This window comes from Mycobacterium sp. BK086, from assembly GCA_004362315.1.
Lineage (GTDB): Bacteria > Actinomycetota > Actinomycetes > Mycobacteriales > Mycobacteriaceae > Mycobacterium.
In genome coordinates, this window is sequence record SNWL01000006.1 from 54,591 (window position 1) to 71,273 (window position 16,683).

At 64.4% G+C, this 16,683-nt stretch carries 13 protein-coding genes; 9 read left to right on the forward strand and 4 right to left on the reverse strand.

What is annotated here, in order from left to right; genetic code table 11:
• Position 1: 1 nt before the first annotated feature.
• Positions 2 to 1,102: a ferritin-like domain-containing protein gene (locus EV580_RS21180; protein WP_133693279.1), complete on the forward strand. Its 1,101-nt coding sequence runs from the start codon at positions 2 to 4 to the stop codon at positions 1,100 to 1,102.
• Here EV580_RS21180 and EV580_RS21185 read toward each other — a convergent pair.
• The 3 genes from EV580_RS21185 to EV580_RS21195 all read right to left on the reverse strand — a co-directional run bounded on the left by EV580_RS21185 (position 1,099) and on the right by EV580_RS21195 (position 6,455).
• The gene (locus EV580_RS21185; RefSeq protein ID WP_166654811.1) at positions 1,099 to 4,254 is read right to left on the reverse strand and encodes a non-ribosomal peptide synthetase; all 3,156 of its coding nucleotides are present in this window, start codon (positions 4,252 to 4,254) and stop codon (positions 1,099 to 1,101) included. The two genes, EV580_RS21180 and EV580_RS21185, sit on opposite strands and share 4 nt — an antisense overlap.
• A gap of 17 nt (positions 4,255 to 4,271) precedes the next feature.
• Positions 4,272 to 5,516 (reverse strand): MFS transporter, encoded by a 1,245-nt coding sequence (locus EV580_RS21190; RefSeq protein WP_166654812.1) that lies wholly within the window; start codon positions 5,514 to 5,516, stop codon positions 4,272 to 4,274.
• A 108-nt stretch (positions 5,517 to 5,624) separates the two neighbouring features.
• A complete protein-coding gene (locus EV580_RS21195; RefSeq protein WP_286171786.1) occupies positions 5,625 to 6,455 on the reverse strand; it encodes a glycoside hydrolase family 16 protein in 831 nt (276 codons plus the stop codon).
• A gap of 504 nt (positions 6,456 to 6,959) precedes the next feature.
• On the opposite strand from EV580_RS21195, the gene EV580_RS21200 reads away from it, so the two are divergent.
• The 6 genes from EV580_RS21200 (at position 6,960) to EV580_RS21225 (ending at position 14,241) form a co-directional block, all read left to right on the forward strand.
• A complete protein-coding gene (locus tag EV580_RS21200) occupies positions 6,960 to 8,408 on the forward strand; it encodes a hypothetical protein (RefSeq protein ID WP_133693285.1) in 1,449 nt (482 codons plus the stop codon).
• Positions 8,409 to 8,691: 283 nt separating this feature from the next.
• The gene (locus EV580_RS21205; protein WP_133693287.1) at positions 8,692 to 10,326 is read left to right on the forward strand and encodes an ABC transporter substrate-binding protein; all 1,635 of its coding nucleotides are present in this window, start codon (positions 8,692 to 8,694) and stop codon (positions 10,324 to 10,326) included.
• The gene (locus EV580_RS21210) at positions 10,326 to 11,309 is read left to right on the forward strand and encodes an ABC transporter permease (protein ID WP_133693289.1); all 984 of its coding nucleotides are present in this window, start codon (positions 10,326 to 10,328) and stop codon (positions 11,307 to 11,309) included. The genes EV580_RS21205 and EV580_RS21210 overlap by 1 nt, the downstream gene beginning before the upstream one ends.
• Positions 11,310 to 11,312: 3 nt before the next feature.
• Positions 11,313 to 12,275: an ABC transporter permease gene (locus EV580_RS21215; protein ID WP_133693291.1), complete on the forward strand. Its 963-nt coding sequence runs from the start codon at positions 11,313 to 11,315 to the stop codon at positions 12,273 to 12,275.
• Positions 12,272 to 13,261: an ABC transporter ATP-binding protein gene (locus tag EV580_RS21220; protein WP_133693293.1), complete on the forward strand. Its 990-nt coding sequence runs from the start codon at positions 12,272 to 12,274 to the stop codon at positions 13,259 to 13,261. The genes EV580_RS21215 and EV580_RS21220 overlap by 4 nt, the downstream gene beginning before the upstream one ends.
• Positions 13,258 to 14,241, forward strand: coding sequence for an ABC transporter ATP-binding protein (locus EV580_RS21225; protein WP_133693296.1), 984 nt, complete (start codon positions 13,258 to 13,260; stop codon positions 14,239 to 14,241). The genes EV580_RS21220 and EV580_RS21225 overlap by 4 nt, the downstream gene beginning before the upstream one ends.
• A 6-nt stretch (positions 14,242 to 14,247) precedes the next feature.
• Here the strand turns inward: EV580_RS21225 and EV580_RS21230 are convergent, their stop codons facing one another.
• Entirely contained in the window at positions 14,248 to 14,496 is a 249-nt protein-coding gene (locus tag EV580_RS21230) for a hypothetical protein (protein WP_133693298.1), read from the reverse strand.
• Positions 14,497 to 14,669: 173 nt separating this feature from the next.
• On the opposite strand from EV580_RS21230, the gene EV580_RS21235 reads away from it, so the two are divergent.
• Entirely contained in the window at positions 14,670 to 14,921 is a 252-nt protein-coding gene (locus EV580_RS21235) for a hypothetical protein (protein ID WP_133693300.1), read from the forward strand.
• A gap of 2 nt (positions 14,922 to 14,923) precedes the next feature.
• Positions 14,924 to 16,663 (forward strand): ubiquinone-dependent pyruvate dehydrogenase, encoded by a 1,740-nt coding sequence (gene poxB / locus EV580_RS21240; protein ID WP_133693302.1) that lies wholly within the window; start codon positions 14,924 to 14,926, stop codon positions 16,661 to 16,663.
• The last annotated feature ends 20 nt before the right edge of the window (positions 16,664 to 16,683 follow it).

Here is a 16,683-nt window from a genome sequence, read left to right on the forward strand (position 1 = left end):
AATGACCACGAAGGACAAGTACACGGAAGTACCCCAACCCATGTCGTGGGAGGCCGCCAGCGGTGGCGACGCCCGCTTCACCTGGGAGTACGACGAGGGACGCGCCCGACTTCTGTCGCTGTATCAAAAGGGCAAGGACAAGCAGTGGGATGCCCAGTCGCGCATCGACTGGTCTCAAGACGTCGACCCGATGAACCCGGTCGGATTGCCCGACGAGTTCCATCCGCTGTTCGGCAGCCCGATGTGGGATGCCGCCGACGAGGGACGGCGCGCCGAGATGCGTCAGCACTTCCAGTCCTGGCAGTTCTCGCAGTTCCTGCACGGGGAGCAGGGGGCGATGGTGTGCGCGGCCAAGATCGTCGAGGTCGTCCCGGACCTCGATGCGAAGTTCTACGCGGCCACCCAGACCATGGACGAAGCCCGGCACGTCGAGGCGTTCTCCCGGTTCCTGCAAGAGAAGGTCGGGCTGGCCTATCCGATCAACAAGCACCTGACCTCACTGCTCGAAGACACCCTGCGCGACTCCCGTTGGGACATGCCCTACCTCGGCATGCAAGTCCTCATCGAAGGGCTCGCACTGGCCGCGTTCGGCGTGCTCCGTGACATGGCGGCGCCGGACTCACTGGCCAAGCAAGTGCTGGCCTATGTCATGCAAGACGAGGCGCGGCACGTCGCCTTCGGCCGAATCTCGTTGAAGGACTATTACGCCGCGCTGACCGATGTCGAGCGGGCCGAGCGTGAAGAATTCGTGGTGGACGCGTGTTATCTGATGCGCGACCGGTTCCGTGGCGAAGAGGTTTTCGAAACCCTTGGCATGAACGTCAAGGAGTGCGCCGAGTGGGTCGACACGTCGCCGTTGATGATCCAGTTCCGCTCACACCTGTTCAGCCGCATCGTGCCGATCGTCAAGGATATCGGCCTGTGGGGCGACAAGGTGCAGAAAGCCTTCCGGGACATGGGCGTTCACGATATGGCCGACTTCGACATCGAGACCCTGATGAAGGCCGACGAGGATCAGGCCGAGGATCTGGACAAAGCCCACGCCGAGATGGCCGTCCGCGCCGCGGAGGTCGACGAGGCGATCGCGGCAGGAATGAACTAGCCCAGCACCATCTTCCGGATGTGCTCGGTGATCGCGGTTCCCATCTCGGCGATGGTCTCCGGCCGATAGTTGGGCAGGGTGTAATACAGCGTCACGCGGAAGACGCCCTGTAGCAGCGATGCATAGACGTGTAGGTGGTAGTCGGCGAGATTGTCGGCCCCGACGGCGTTCGGCAGGTCGAGCAGGGCGGGTGCGGCGGCGTGGAAGAGTTCGCCGTCATAGTTGTCCCACGCGTCGCCCACGTAGTTGAGCAGGGTTCGCACCGTGTCGAAGCGTGCGAGTTCGACGGCCCGCGGGTCATCGGAGAAGTACCGTAATGCGCTGTGCGCCAGACCATTGTCAGGAATGGCCTGATACTGCTCGCCGACGTGCTCCAGCACTTTCGCCGACGCGCCAACCGGACCGTCCGGCAACGCGATCGTGATCGGCGTATGAGTGGTGAACCAGCCAACCGTGCGCGACACGTCGGCACCTCGGATACACCGCTCACGGCCATGAGCGGCCTTGTGGAACACCAGGTTTCGCTGACCTGACCGCTCGTTGGCAACCAGGGCCAGCGCAGCGACGACGGCGTGGATCAGCGTCGTCTGGAACGCACCGCCAAGACGTTCCCACGCCGCATCGACCTCTGCGGCCGACAGCACCTCGAAAGGCTGTCCCGTCACATCACGCTGCCGCGCCGGCGCATCCGCATCGTCCTCGGGCATCGGATGCGCATCCTGTGCCTGGCTCAGCCAGTACTCCCACTGCGCGGTGGCGCCCGGCCCACCCGCGTAATCGACCACGCTGTCGACCCATTGGTGGAAGGGGGTGGTCGGCGCGGGCAACGTGGCCTCGCCGCCCTGCGCCAGCGCCACATACGCAAGCCGCAGGTCTTCGACGGTGATCTGCAGCGAAATGGCATCCGAGATCAGGTGATGCATCGCCAGGAAGAAGTGGTGGTTGTCGCCGTGGGGGTCAGTGAACACCGCGGCCGTCATCACCGGGCCTGCGGTCACGTCGAGGGTGTCGTGCAGGCGCGTCACCTCGCGTTCGATGTATGCGAAGTGGTCGTCCTCGGATCCGGCCGGCAATGCGAACTCATGGATCGGCACGGCGAAGGCGTTGTCGTCGTCGGCGTAGCGCGCGTCGTCGCCGGGCGCGAACCGCAGCCGCAACGCAGGGTGATGGTCGATGACTGCGCGGAATGCCTTGTCCAGCAGCACTGCATCCAGTGGCTCGGCCAGGCGTGCGATGAACGGCACATTGAACTTGTTCGGATTCGCGCCCGCCCAGCTGAAGTAGTAGCGCTGCATCGGGCTCAGCCGGGTCGGCCCCTCGGGAACCGGCGCGTGCGCCTCGGCCGGTTGCGCGGTGCGCGCGTACCGGGCCAGCGCTTCCAGTGTCGTGTGCTCGTACACATCAGCGGGAGTCAGGGAGTACCCGGCTTCCCTGGCCACGATGCTGACCCGGGCGGCCAGCAGCGAGTCGCCGCCGACCTCGAAGAAATCGTCGGTGACACTGATCGCCTCCACCCCAAGGGTTTCGCGCCAGATCGCGACGAAGACCTCCTCGACCTCGTCGCGCGCTTCGACGATATCGCCGCGCGCATCGAAATCTTCCGGCAGCCGCAGCCCCCGGCGATCGAGCTTGCCGTTGGGCAGCCGCGGCATATCGTCGAGCGGAAGGAAGTACGACGGCACCATCCAATCCGCCAGCCGTTCGGCGGAGAACTCGCGCAGAGCGTGCGCGTCGGGGTATTCGACGCCGTGCTCGCCGACATAAAAGGCGACCAGCCGACGGCCACGCTCAGAATCAATGGCCGCAACGGCACATTCACGAATAGCGGGGTGGGTGGCCAGGGTGGCTTCGATCTCGCTCGGCTCGATCTTGAACCCGCGCAGCTTGATCTGGAAATCCCGCCGGCCGACATAGTCGATATCGCCGCCCTCACGCAGCACCGCGATGTCCCCGGAACGGAACAGCCGAGCGTGTTCGGTGTCCCCCTCCGCGGCAAAAGGATTGGGGATCCACTTCTTGGCGGTCAGGTCCGGCTTGTTGTGATAGCCGCGGGCCAGGCCGGGCCCGGACACGCACAGCTCACCCTCGACGCCAACGTCGACCTGGTTCAAGTCCTCGTCGACGATGTGGATGCGCATGCGGCCCAGCGGTTTGCCGATCGAAACGATCTCCCCGCGCACCGCGTCGGCGTCGATCACGCAGCACGTCGCGTCGGCGGCCATCTCGGTCGAGCCATACAGGTTCAGCAATACGGCATCGGGGGCGAGTTCGCCGATACGGCGGGCCAATTCACTCGGCAGCCGCTCCCCCGACGCGGTGACAAAACGCAACCTGTCCAGCTGGACGCCGGTGTGGCTCGCAGCGCCGATGAGCGCTGCCAACAGCGACGGAACTACCACCAGCCGGGTGACACCCGTGGTGGACAGCATGTCCAGCAGGGCCAGCGGGTCGCGCGCCATGCTGTCGTCGGCGATGACGCACGGAATGCCCTGCAGCAGGCCGCCGAACATCTCCCAGATCGAATCGACGAAATTCAGTGCAGTTTTGGCGCAGGTCAGTTCGTCGGCGGCGAACGGGAACGTCTCCCACATCCACTCGAATCGACTCAGGATCGCGCTGTGTGGTCCCAGCACGCCGTTGGGCTTGCCCGTCGATCCGGAGGTGTAGATGACGTAGGCCAGCGGATCCGGGCCGCCGATTTCAGCTCGAGTCGTCCGACCGGACGATTGTGTCGAAAGCTCGTCGACACACAGCACTTTGGTGCCCGAGTCGCTGAGGAAGGCGAGCCGGTCCAACAGCGGGCGGGTGGACAGCACCAGCGCGGCGGCGCTGTCTTCGAGCATGTAGGCCAGCCTGCTCGGCGGATAGGACGGATCCAGCGGCACCCATGCACCGCCGGCCTTCAGGATTCCCAGCGCGCCGGCGGTGGCCTCGATGCTGCGGCCGATCGCGAGTCCGATCATCGTGTCCGGCGGCAGTACCGACGCCGCAGCCAGCCCATGGCTGGCCAGGATCGCGTCGGCGATGTTCTCGGCGAGCGCGTCGAGCTCGGCGAAAGTGACTTTCTCAGAACCCGAGATGAGGGCCACGGCGTCGGGTACACGATCGACACAGTCTTCGAAGATCTGGTGTATCAACGGCTTCCGACTCACTATCGGGTCTCCTTGGACTAGGTGTCGAGCTGTGCCGTGCGGCTCTTGAGCGGCAGCGTCGCCAGTGCTGCACTGACGGCCAGCACCACGACAGCGATGATGAACGGCGTGACGTAACTGATGGCGCTGAGGAATCCGGCGGCGACCGACGACACCGCCCACGCCAGGGCGTTCACCGAACCGCTGATCCCGAGGATCCAGCCCTGACGGTCGGCATCGACAGCATCGGAGAACTGAGTCAGTATCGCGCCGAAGGCAATTGACACCGTCGCGGCAACCGGTATCGCAACGGTCCACATGACGCCGAGGTCGGCCCAGAACACCGCCGCCGCCATCAGAACCACCGTCGCCCACAACGACCAGATGGTCAGCGAGCGGGCGGAGTAGTGCTTGCTGAGCCAGGGCAAGAAGAGACCGTAGGCCAGGCAGAAGCCGACGCCGAGAAGCGCCAGCATCAGCGTCACCACGCTGGTCTCCACGTCGAAGCGTTCGTACAGCAGCGACGGCAGGAACAGAAAGAAGGCGCCCCACGCCATCTGCATCAGAGCGAAAACGAAGACCAGGCGACGGATCGCGGAATCGGCGAACGCCGCACGGAACCCGCGCACGCCCATCCAGAGATCGACCTTGCCCTGACCCTGCACGGGCGGGCGGGAATCCCGATAGCCGAACAGCACCAGCACGATGCCTGCCGCAGCCAGAACCGCGGTGACCACCAGGGGGATCACCAGATCGCTGACGACCACGTTGTCATCCCAGGACATCAGGCCGCCGAGAAGAGGTCCGGCGACGAAGCCCAGTGAGGACGCCAGCAGGGCCAGGCTCAGTGCCAGCGGCTTGCGGTCCTCGGTGCTGACATCCACCGCGGCGGCCTGGGCGACGGGCTGACTGCCCGCGGTCGCCCCGCCCAGCATGCGTCCCAACAGCAGGAGCACAACGAAGTTCGTCAGGATCGCGGCCCCGATGAGGACGAAGCTCGCGATGGCGCCGGCCAGGCAGACCAGCAGCACGATGCGGCGCCCCTTGCGGTCGGAGACCTCGCCCAGCACCGGCGCCATATAAAGGAGCATCAGCTCGAAGATCCCGATTGCCACGCCGTAGACGACATATCGAGTGTCTTCGCTTGCCGTCGCCATCAACACCGGGTGGTCGCTGAGCAGCGCCGCCGACAAAATCGGCACGACGATCGTGTAGCTGATGCTGTCGATCAGAATAACGACCAGCAGCGGTAACAGACGCAAGAGCAGGCGCGGCAGTGTCAAGCGCATCCTCCGTTGACCGAATTGCGGCTGCGCGCCGACATTAACACCTGTCGATGCAGGCCGTGCCGCTTCGAGATCCTCCGGAGGACGCGCTACTGCCTGCCGCGGTTACCAGACCCGCACGTAGTCGACGAGCATCTGCGCCGGGTAGGTGCCCGGCCGCGGATCGCCGCCGCCCGAACCGCTGACAGCCAGGTTCAGCACCGGGAACATCCGGTAGTCGGGGAAGTTGAACGGCCAGTCATCGAGGGAATTCGCCGGGACCGTGAAGTACGGCTCCGCGCCGTCGACATAGTCCTGCCAGAAGTACATCCCGGTGTCGTTCCACGTGACGCGCCAGGTGTGCCAATTGCTGTCCACGGGGTGCGGCTGAGTCGCGAAGGACGTGCCATCGAGGCGGGCGTGGACCGTCGTTCCGGACGGCCACTCACCGTTGCCGTACCACTCGACCAGGTCAACTTCGCCGCCCACCTCGGGGTGATCGTTCATCAGCCACCAGGCCGGCCAGGCGCCCGCGGTCAGGCAGTCGAATTTGATCCTGGCTTCCCAGGTGGTTCCTATTCCGCCCCACCAGTTTCCGACGACCTTGCCGCTGACGTACTTGTTCTTGTTGTCGCGCGTCGCGCGGATGACCAGATTGGACTTGCCGTCCAGGAACACGTGCTCACGGTCGTCGCGGTACTGCCCCATGTTCTCGGGCCGATCCCAGAACACCGGGTTCTTGATGGTTTCGCGCCTTTGGGCCATATGCCACTTCGCCCCGTCGGGGGCCGAACCGGCCGGACCGTCGAACTCGTCGTGGAACAGATAGGCCGGGGCCGGACCAGCGTTGGGCGCCGGCGCTTGCGGGCGGGTCGGGGTCGCCCCCGCCGTGGGCATGGGCAGCGCGGCAGCGAGCGCACCGAAGCCCGCCAACTGCATCAGACTTCGACGATCAATATCAGGCACGGGCTAAACCATAGAGGCGAAACCTCCCAGCCGGTGGACCTGGGGTCGGTGCCGCGACACCTTTGCCGTTAACCTTCCGTTTCCACTGCATCAAAAGGGCACTTGAACTGCGCAAACGCGTCTTCACCCGGCAGTCGTCGAGCCAGCAAAGCACTGTGCTGTGTCGCGACGGCGCGGCAATAAACCCCCACTGAGCAGGCCGGTCCATGTCTCGCAAATATTGACGCCGCCACGCCGAAAGCCGCCTGAGCGATCCGCTAAGCCCTGCCGGGGAGTACAGGCAACGACGGCAGCACTCACCGGCGGCAGCGCAAACATGCGATGACCTCGCACTCTGGGCCGGCCTCGGCAGTGCGCACACGCTCTAAACAGCGCGTTAAGTAACCGGGACGTCGGCCAAGGGCAAGCATTTCGAACCGTGCCATTCACTGTTTGGGGTGGCCCTGACCTGGCCGGTCGTCTACCATGCCCTTGAACCAGCGAAGGGGTCAGCAAATGGGGTCGAACAAGTACGTCGGTTACGTCGGTGGGGTCGCTGTTGCGGTCGGGGTAGGCGCGGCCATTGCCGCGGCGAGCCAAGGCGTAGCAAGCGCCGATACCGGCAAATCCGATTCGTCGAGCGCGTCAGACTCGGCAAAGTCCGATGCGGGACCCAAGAAGTCCACAACCGGCAACTCCAAGCGCGTCAAGCCGACCTCCACGCTGAACGACAAGCCGAGTAGCGCAGCGGCTTCCGACACCAGTGCCGTCGCCGCGAAGACTACGAGCGCCAAGACCACCGCCGTGGAGTTCGAGGCCGCCCAGGTCGACAGGCTCAAGGGCTTGTTCACCGGGCACGCGGCGCCGAGGCCGGCCGCGGTCACCCCGTCGACGCCCACTGAAACCACCGCAGCGGTGACCGCCGCCGCCACGCCGACCGCCGCCGCCACCGTCAATCCCGCGACGGCCTTCTGGAACCCGTTCCGGTGGATGCCGCCCGAGCCCGCGCCGCAGGACATGCCCGGCCCGATCTGGACCCTCGAACAGTCCTTCATGGCCGTGTTCCCGAACGGCGTAAAGGCTGTCGCCCGTGAAGGATTCGAGCTCGGTTACCGTCTGACGCAGATGATCCCTTGGGTCAACATCATCGTCCCGGTGACCAACATCATCACCGAGCTGCCCGATGCATTCGCCGGTGACAAGGCGGCAGCCCAGCGGGTGATCAACAACCTGATCGTGACGATCCACCCGATCGCGGTGCTGTACTACGGCTACAACGAGCTTGCCGACGTCCTGAACCTGGAAGCACCGGCCCTGCAGTTGCAGAGCTGGTTCATCGGCTCGTTGTGGAATCTGTTCGACCCGTTTGCGTTGCTGCACAACCGCGGCGAGTCCGGATTGCCGTTGTCGACAACGACCCCGCCGCCGGACCAGGTCACCCCGGAGGCTGCCACCACCACGCAGCTCGCCGCAGCGGTCACGCCGACGGCCAGCGCGGCAGCGTTGCCGACCATCGATTGGCCCGAGACGTCCGATCCGTTCCGGGCCGACGATCCCAAGCCGTTCGGGATGCCCACCGCGGTGTACAACACCGAAAAGGGCTTGGTCGCAATGTTTCCCACCGAGGTGCGGCCGATCGTTCGCGAGCTCTACGAGGCCAGCTGGCGGATCTCGCAGATGGTCCCCGGCCTGAGCGCCGCGGTGCCGATCGCCGAGCTGCTGCCCGCGCTCTACCAGGCGGCCATCGGCCACCGGGACACCGCGCAGGTCGCGATCAACAACGTGCTGCTGGCCACCACGGCACTGTCGATCCTGTACTACGGCTACGACCAGCTCGCAGACCTGCTGAATGTCGAAGACCAGGCACAGGCCCTGAAGGTCGAGATCTACGCCGCGGTGTGGGATGAGGCCGACCCCAACGGCTACCTGCACGTCCCGGGACACTCGGGGCTGAAAACCGTCTGAGCTTCCGGTAAGCCCACCGTCGTTTCCGCAAATCGATAGGGCGGCTTGATAACTAACGGCTGAGGCCGTGTTTGGGCGAATGTTCGCGCTGCGCTGTCGGCATTGACGGCGGCGTCGCGCGAATTCAGCAACCGTTCGTGCGGTTGCGATCACGTCCTGAGCCGCGATCCCCGCACACGCTCCCAGATGCGGACCAGCCGTTCTAGCCCCAAGATCGAAGAGTTACGGCAGAGTGTCCTCACGCCCAACTCTGCCCGATTGGTCGCCGAATCAAGGGAGCGGTATGAAGCTGCGCAACGTCATTGCCGTGGGAAGTGTCGTGGCAGTAGCCACTTTCGGTGTCGCCGCCTGCGGCGGAAAGGGGGGTGGCGGCAGCCAGGGCGGGGACATCAATGTGTCCATGACGTCGTTCCCCGACTACGTCGACCCTCAGCTGTCCTACACGCTCGAAGGCTGGGAAGTCCTGTGGAACGTCTACACCCCGTTGCTCACCTACAAGCATCAAAAGGGTGATGCCGGTACCGATATCGTTCCCGGCCTCGCCAAGGACATGCCTGCGATCTCCCCCGACGGCAAGACCTACAAGCTGACATTGCGGCCGAACATGAAGTACTCCGATGGCACGCCGATCAAAGCCTCGGACTTCACCTACGCGATCAAGCGCCTGTTCAAAGCCGACTCCGGTGGCTCGGTCTTCTACGAAGGTATCGTCGGGGCAACGGATTTCGCCGATGGCAAGGCGGACACGATCAGTGGGATCGTGACCGACGACAACACCGGCGACATCACGATCCAGTTGGACAAACCCAACGGGACATTCAACAGTGTGCTGGCACTGATGTTCGCCGCGCCGGTCCCGCAGACCACCACGCTCGACAAGGATGTGACCAACAATCCGCCACCCGCGAGTGGCCCGTTCGTGATCACCAAAGTCAACGCACCGAATACCCTTACACTGGAACGTAATCCACAGTTCAAGACGGTCAAGGACGCCGGGGCCAGCGAGGTGGCGGACGCGCAGGTCGACAAGATCACCGTCACGCAGAACAAGAACAACTCGTCACAGGTCACCGGCGTCGAGCAGAACCAGATCGACTTCATGACCGATCCGCCCGACGCCGATCGCCTGCCCGAGGTGAAGGCGAAGTACAGCAGCCGCTTTCGGCTCGAGGATTCGATCAACACCTACTACTTCTGGATGAACACGCAGAAGGCGCCGTTCAACGACATCAGGGTTCGCCAGGCGATCAACTACGCCATCGACCCCGAAGCGCTGAACCGGGTGTTCGGCGGACGCCTGCATGCCACCCAGCAGATTCTGCCACCCGGCATGCCTGGATACGAGGAATACAAGCTCTATCCCGGCCCGAACCTCGACAAGGCCAAACAGCTTCTAGCCGAGGCCAATCCGGCAGACAAGGACATCACCGTCTGGACCGATGACGAGCCGGACCGCAAACGGATCGGCGAGTACTACCATGACCTGCTGACTCAGTTGGGCTTCAATGCGCAGCTCAAGGTGATCGCCGGCGACGTCTACTTCACCACGATCGGCAACACCTCGACACCGGATCTCGACACCGGGTTCGCCGACTGGTTCCAGGATTTCCCGCACCCCGACGACTTCTTCCGGCCGCTGCTCAACGGCGCCAACGTCCTGCCGACCAACAGCAACAACTTCTCGCAGGTCAAGCTGCCGGACCTCGACGCCAAACAGAATGACCTGCTCACCCAGCAGCTCACCGACGACGTCAAGAAGCAGTACGCGGCGCTGGACAAGGCCTATATGGAGCAAGCGGTCTGGGCCCCGTACGGCAACGAGGAGTTCACCACGTTCGTCTCCGAACGCATGGACTTCGACAAGACCTATCACCATCTGCTGTTCAACCAGGACTACACCTCGTTCGCGCTCAAGTAATGGCGACCCCCACCGCGGTCCGGGGTCGCAGTCCCTGGTACCTGGCGTGGATCCGGCTGCGGCGAAACAAGGTTGCCCTCGGCTTTGGTGTGTTGTTCGTGCTCATCGTGCTGTTCTGCCTGGCGGCACCGCTATGGGCTGACCACGTCGCCCACACCGGTCCCAACCAGAACCACATCACCGACAAGATCCTGATCGACGGGCAGCAGACCAATATCGTCTCCACCGACGGCACGCCGTTGGGGCCGGGGCTTCGCGGCCGCTACCTGCTCGGTGCCGACCAGAACGGCCGGGATGTGATGGTGCGCTTGATGTACGGCGGCCGGACCTCGATCTACGTGGGCGTGGTCGCCGCCATGATCACCACGGTGCTCGCGGTGATCGTCGGCATGGTCACGGGTTATTACCGCGGTTGGATCGATTCGGTGTTGTCCCGAATCCTCGACGTGGTCTGGGCCTTTCCGGTCCTGCTGCTCGGTATCGCCCTGGGCACCACCCTGTCGCTCGGTGGCCTGAAGGTCGGCGGACTGCAGGTCGCCGGTGACTCCCTGTGGATTCCCATCCTCATCATCGGCTGCGTCTATGTGCCCTATATGGCCAGGCCGATCCGCGGTGAGATCCTGGCGCTGCGCGAGAAGGAGTTCGTGGAAGCCGCTGTGGCCCAAGGCAAAGGCCCGATACGGATCATGACTTCCGAGCTCCTGCCCAACATCGTGTCGACGATCATCGTGTTCTTCACCCTCAACATCGCCAACAACATGCTGCTGGAGTCGGCACTGTCGTTCCTCGGCGCCGGCGTACGCCCACCCAACGCCTCGTGGGGAACGATGATCGCCGACGGCTACCAGACGATCTACACCGCACCGCACCTGACGATCGTTCCCGGCCTGATGATCGTGTTGACCGTGTTGTCGCTCAACGTGTTCGGTGACGGGTTGCGCGACGCATTGGACCCGCGCGCCAAGATCCGGCTGGAGCACTGAGCCGTGGCCCGCTTCATCGCACGCCGGCTGGTCGGCATGGTCGCCGTCCTGTTCGCCATCTCGGTGATCGTGTTCCTGATCTTCAACGTCATCCCCAACTCCGACCCGGCCGCCCGCATCGCGGGCAAGAATGCCAATCCGGCTCTTATCGCGCGGGTCAGTGCCGATCTCGGGCTCGACCGGCCGCTGCCGGTGCAGTACCTCACGATGATGAAGCAGATCTTTACCGGCGAGCTCACCTCGTACGCGAGCGATCAGAATGTGGCACAGCAGATTTGGAACGGCCTGCCGGTGACACTGTCTCTCACGATCGGCGCGGCGGTGCTGTGGATGGCGCTCGCGGTCTGGTTCGGCTATCTCAGTGCGGTGCACGCGGGCAGGTTCACCGACCGCGCGCTGACAATCTTGTCGCTGGTCGGCATTTCGATGCCCGTCTTCTGGCTGGCCGCAATCCTGTTGTACTACCTCAGTTTCAAGGCACAGCTCTTTCCCACTGGCAGCTATGTACCCCTGACCGAGGATCCGCTGGACTGGCTGTATCACCTGATACTGCCGTGGATCACGCTGGCCGTGCTCTACGTCGGCTTCTACAGCCGCGTGTTGCGCTCCAACATGCTCGACGCGATGAACGAGGACTATGTGCGCACCGCGCGGGCCAAGGGAATCAGTGAACGGCAGGTCCGGATTCGCCACGTGCTGCGCAATTCGATGATCCCGATCGTCACGCTCTTCGGACTGGACTTCGGCGTCGTGGTCGGTGGCGGGGCCATCCTCACCGAGACAGTGTTCAACCTCAACGGGGTGGGACTCTATGCCGGGCAAGCCATCGGCAAGCTGGACCTGCCGCCGCTGATGGCCGTGACGATGTTCGGCGCGTTCTTCATCGTCTTGTTCAACACGATCGTGGATGTTCTTTACGCGGTCCTGGATCCGCGGATTCGCCTCGGCGAGGCGGCCCCCGCATGACCGCCATCCTGACCGTCGCCGATCTTCGTGTCAGCTTCACCACCGAAGACGGGGTGCTGCAGGCGGTTGACGGTGTGTCATTCGAAGTCGTTGCCGGTGAGGTCGTGGCCATCGTCGGTGAATCCGGCAGCGGAAAGAGTGTCACCGCTCAAACGCTGATCGGACTCACCCGTGCGTCCAACAGCACGATCAACGGCTCGGTGAAGTTCGACGGACGTGAACTCACCGGACTGTCCGACGACCAATTGCGCGGTGTCCGAGGCGAACACATCGCGATGATCTTCCAGGATCCGATGACGTCGCTGAACCCCGTTCACCGCGTGGGCGATCAGATCGTGGAGATGATTCGGGCGCACCGCGACGTTTCCAAGTCCGAAGCGCTCTCCCGCGCAGTGGAATTGCTCCGTTCGGTGGGAATTCCCAACCCTGAGCGCCGAGTGCGTGACTACCCGCACGAGTTCTCCGGCGGCATGCGTCAGCGGGTGATGATCGCCATGGGTCTTGCACTCGAACCTGAGGTGCTGATCGCCGACGAACCCACCACGGCACTGGACGTCACCATCCAGGCGCAGATTCTGCGCCTGCTCGACGCGCTGAATCGCGACCGCAACCTGTCGGTCGTGCTGATCACGCACGACCTCGGTGTGGTCGCCGAACTGGCCGACCGGGTCGTCGTCATGTACGCCGGCCAGATCGTCGAGGACGGCCCGCTCGACGAGATCTTCTACAACCCCCAGCACCCTTACACCTGGGGTCTGCTGAGCTCCATCGCCCGCCTCGACGAGCCCCGTCCGGAGCGGCTACCGCAGATCGCCGGCTCACCACCGTCGCTTCTGAACCCGCCCACCGGATGCCGATTCGCGCCTCGCTGCACGTTTGCCTTCGAAAAGTGCACGCAGCCACCACCTCTGGACGCCACCGCGGACAACCCCACCCACCTCGACCGGTGCTGGCTGTCACCGGACGAAAAGGCGGCGAACCGATGAAAGGCGACCCGCTGCTGGAGGTCACCGACCTCTTCAAACATTTCCCCGTCAAATCCGGCATCGTGGTGGACCGCGAAGTCGCCCAGGTGCGTGCTGTCGACGGCGTCAGCTTCACCCTGCACGAAGGCGAAACACTAGGCCTGGTCGGCGAATCCGGATGCGGCAAATCGACACTGTGTCGGGCGATCCTGCAACTGGTCTCACCCACGTCGGGGTCGGTCCGTTTCGAGGGGCAGGAGTTGGTCGGTCGTTCTCGCCGCGATCTGCGGCCGCTGCGCCGCGAGATGCAGATGGTGTTCCAGGATCCGTTCGCCTCGTTGAATCCTCGCAAGCGCGTGGGTCAGATCATCGGCGATCCACTCGCCCTCCACGGCCTGGCCAGCGGTGCGCAGCTCACCCGGCGGGTGCACGAGCTTCTCGACCGGGTCGGTCTGCAGGCCGAGCATTACAACCGCTACCCGCACGAGTTCTCCGGCGGGCAGCGCCAGCGCATCGGCATCGCACGCGCACTGGCCCTGCAACCCAAACTCATCATCGCCGACGAACCGGTCTCCGCCCTCGACGTGTCGGTCCAGGCCCAGATCGTCAATCTGTTCGAGGAGCTACAGGACGAGTTCGGCCTGTCCTATCTGTTCGTGGCTCACGATCTGGGAGTCGTGCGGCATGTGTCGGACCGGGTCGCCGTGATGTACCTCGGCAAGATCGTCGAGCTCTCACATGCCGACGGGCTCTACGAGCATCCTCTGCACCCCTACAGCCACGCCCTGCTCTCGGCGGTCCCAATCCCGGACCCCCGCAGGAACATCGCCCGGGAACGGATCCCCCTCGAAGGCGATGTGCCCAGCCCGATCGACCCACCCCCGGCGTGCCGATTCCACACCCGCTGCGTCTTCGCCACCGACATCTGCGGCACCGAAGAGCCCGCACTGGCCGAGCTGGAGCCCGGCCATTTCGCTGCCTGCCACCACCCCCGGTTCTGAAATCGGTTAGACAGCGCCACCGCTGTAGGAGCTCGAGCCGTGCCCGAACGGGACCGGGCTGTTCCAGTTGCCCACACCGTACGGAACCGACGGATCGGTGCCGTAAGGCACCGACGGGTCCGGCCCTGTCTGGAGGCACTCGTACGCCGTCGGGCAGGACGGCGCTGTGTCGGAGGCGTCGGCGACACCGGCCATACCCAGCCCAACGGCTGTCAGGGCACCGGCAAGGGTCGCGACGACGGCGGATTTCCTCATGATCGACTTCTTTCGTCGATTGAATGCGTGACACCTCCAGTTATCCGCCGCGACGCTGCCGATTTCATTGGGGTTCGCCCCCAACCTGCTCTTCCAGGTAGCAGGTAACGCGTTTCGACCGGCGTGCGGGTGGGGATATAAAGCCAGCACAACCCGACGACTGAGGACGACAAATGACTGATGGGGATAGCGCTTCGGGCGAGGCTCTCCGTACGCTGGGCCTGATGCTGAATCTGTCCGCGATCGTGGCGTTCGCCCTGTTCCTGAGCACACTGTCGCCCAGCTGGGGTGGGCCGTCGGTGCTGGCTGCGGCGATCACCGTCATCGCCTTCGTGGCCAGCCTGCTGTGCTTCGCGATCGATCGCCACCGGACTGAGGACGAGCAACTCCCGCAGGCTGCAGCGACCGCAGTCGCCGAGATCTAGCTATGCCGACTGTCGCGCAGCACCTCCTTGCAGCGTTGCAGTCGAGCGGCGTCAGCCGCGTCTACGGACTTCCCGGCGACAGTCTGAACGGGTTCACCGATGCGATCCGGCGATCTGACGGCGGGATCACCTGGGAGCACGTGCGCCACGAGGAAACCGCGGCGTTCGCCGCCACCGCCGATGCCGCACTCACCGGCCGGCTGGCGGTGTGCGCCGGTAGCTGCGGGCCCGGCAACACCCATCTGATCAACGGCCTCTACGACGCCCAACGCACCCGCGTCCCGGTGCTGGCGATCGCCGCGCACATTCCGCTGAATGAGGTCGGCACCGGCTACTTCCAGGAGACGCATCCGCAGGAGTTGTTCCGCGAGTGCAGCGTGTACTGCGAGTTGGTCAGTACGCCGGAGATGGCGCCGCGCCTGATCGAGATCGCGATGCGGACCGCGGTCGAAGAAAACGGCGTTGCGGTGCTGGTGATTCCGGGCGAGGTGTTCCTGGCCAAGCTGCCCGACCGTGCCTGGAACACCCGGCCTGTGCTGCCGACTCGTTCGGTCCTTCGCCCTGACGACGAGTCGCTGCGCCGCGCTGCGAGCATGTTGAACGCGGGATCGCGGGTGACGATCCTCGGCGGCGCGGGCACTGCCGGGGCTCATGACGAATTGATCCGGCTCGCCGATACGCTGAATTCGCCTATCGTGCATGCCTTCCGGGGCAAGGACCACATCGAATACGACAACCCGTTCGATGTCGGGATGACCGGGCTGCTGGGATTTGCCTCCGGGTACAAGGCGATCAAGGAAGCCGATGTCCTGCTCATGCTGGGCACCGATTTCCCGTACTCGCAGTTCTATCCCGACGATGCTCAGGTCATCCAGGTCGACATCCGGGGCAGCCATCTCGGACGCCGGATACCCGTCGATCACGGCTTGGTCGGATCGGTGAAAGACACCATCGACGCGCTGCTGCCGTTGCTGTCCCGCAAGGAGGACCGCACGCATCTGGACAAGTCGTTGCACCACTACCAGCGGACCCGCAAGTCGCTGGATGCTCTGGCGGTCAACGACCGCGACCGCACCCCGATCCGGCCGGAATATGTTGCCGGAGTGGTGAATCGGCTTGCCACCGACGATGCCGTCTTCACCTTCGACGTCGGCTCGCCGACGATCTGGACGGCGCGGTATCTGACGATGAACGGCAGACGCCGGATCAGCGGCTCGTTCACGCACGGGACGATGGCCTGCGCGCTGCCGCATGCGATCGGCGCGCAGACCGCCTACCCCGGGCGGCAGGTGATCGCGCTGGCCGGTGACGGCGGGCTGACGATGGGGTTCGGCGAGCTGCTCACGCTTGTGCAGAACAAGCTGCCGGTGAAGGTGATCGTCTTCAACAATTCGTCGCTGAACTTCGTCGAGCTGGAGATGAAGGCCGCGGGCGTGGTCAACTTCGGCACCAACTTGAAGAACCCGGACTTCGGTGCCGTCGCGCAGGCCATCGGGCTCTTCGGGCGCCGGGTCGAAGAGCCCGCTGATCTGGAGCAGGCGGTGGCCGACGCGTTGGCACATGACGGTCCGGCGTTGGTCGACGTGGTGGTGTCGCGTCAGGAATTGTCCATTCCGCCAGCGATTTCCGCGGAGCAGGCCAAGGGGTTCACGCTGTATGCGATCCGGACCATCCTGGCCGGCCGGGCTGACGAGTTGCTGGACCTGGTGAGCACCAATGTCGCCCGCCGCATTCTCGATTGAGGATTATCTCGGTGACGTTC

Excerpts from the sequence above, each read along its gene's own strand:
- EV580_RS21230 (WP_133693298.1), bottom strand. The coding sequence starts at position 14,496 with ATGAGGAAATCCGCCGTCGTCGCGACCCTTGCCGGTGCCCTGACAGCC.
- EV580_RS21220 (WP_133693293.1), top strand. The coding sequence starts at position 12,272 with ATGACCGCCATCCTGACCGTCGCCGATCTTCGTGTCAGCTTCACCACC.
- EV580_RS21200 (WP_133693285.1), top strand. The coding sequence starts at position 6,960 with ATGGGGTCGAACAAGTACGTCGGTTACGTCGGTGGGGTCGCTGTTGCG.
- EV580_RS21180 (WP_133693279.1), top strand. The coding sequence starts at position 2 with ATGACCACGAAGGACAAGTACACGGAAGTACCCCAACCCATGTCGTGG.
- poxB (WP_133693302.1), top strand. The coding sequence starts at position 14,924 with ATGCCGACTGTCGCGCAGCACCTCCTTGCAGCGTTGCAGTCGAGCGGC.
- EV580_RS21235 (WP_133693300.1), top strand. The coding sequence starts at position 14,670 with ATGACTGATGGGGATAGCGCTTCGGGCGAGGCTCTCCGTACGCTGGGC.
- EV580_RS21205 (WP_133693287.1), top strand. The coding sequence starts at position 8,692 with ATGAAGCTGCGCAACGTCATTGCCGTGGGAAGTGTCGTGGCAGTAGCC.
- EV580_RS21210 (WP_133693289.1), top strand. The coding sequence starts at position 10,326 with ATGGCGACCCCCACCGCGGTCCGGGGTCGCAGTCCCTGGTACCTGGCG.
- EV580_RS21225 (WP_133693296.1), top strand. The coding sequence starts at position 13,258 with ATGAAAGGCGACCCGCTGCTGGAGGTCACCGACCTCTTCAAACATTTC.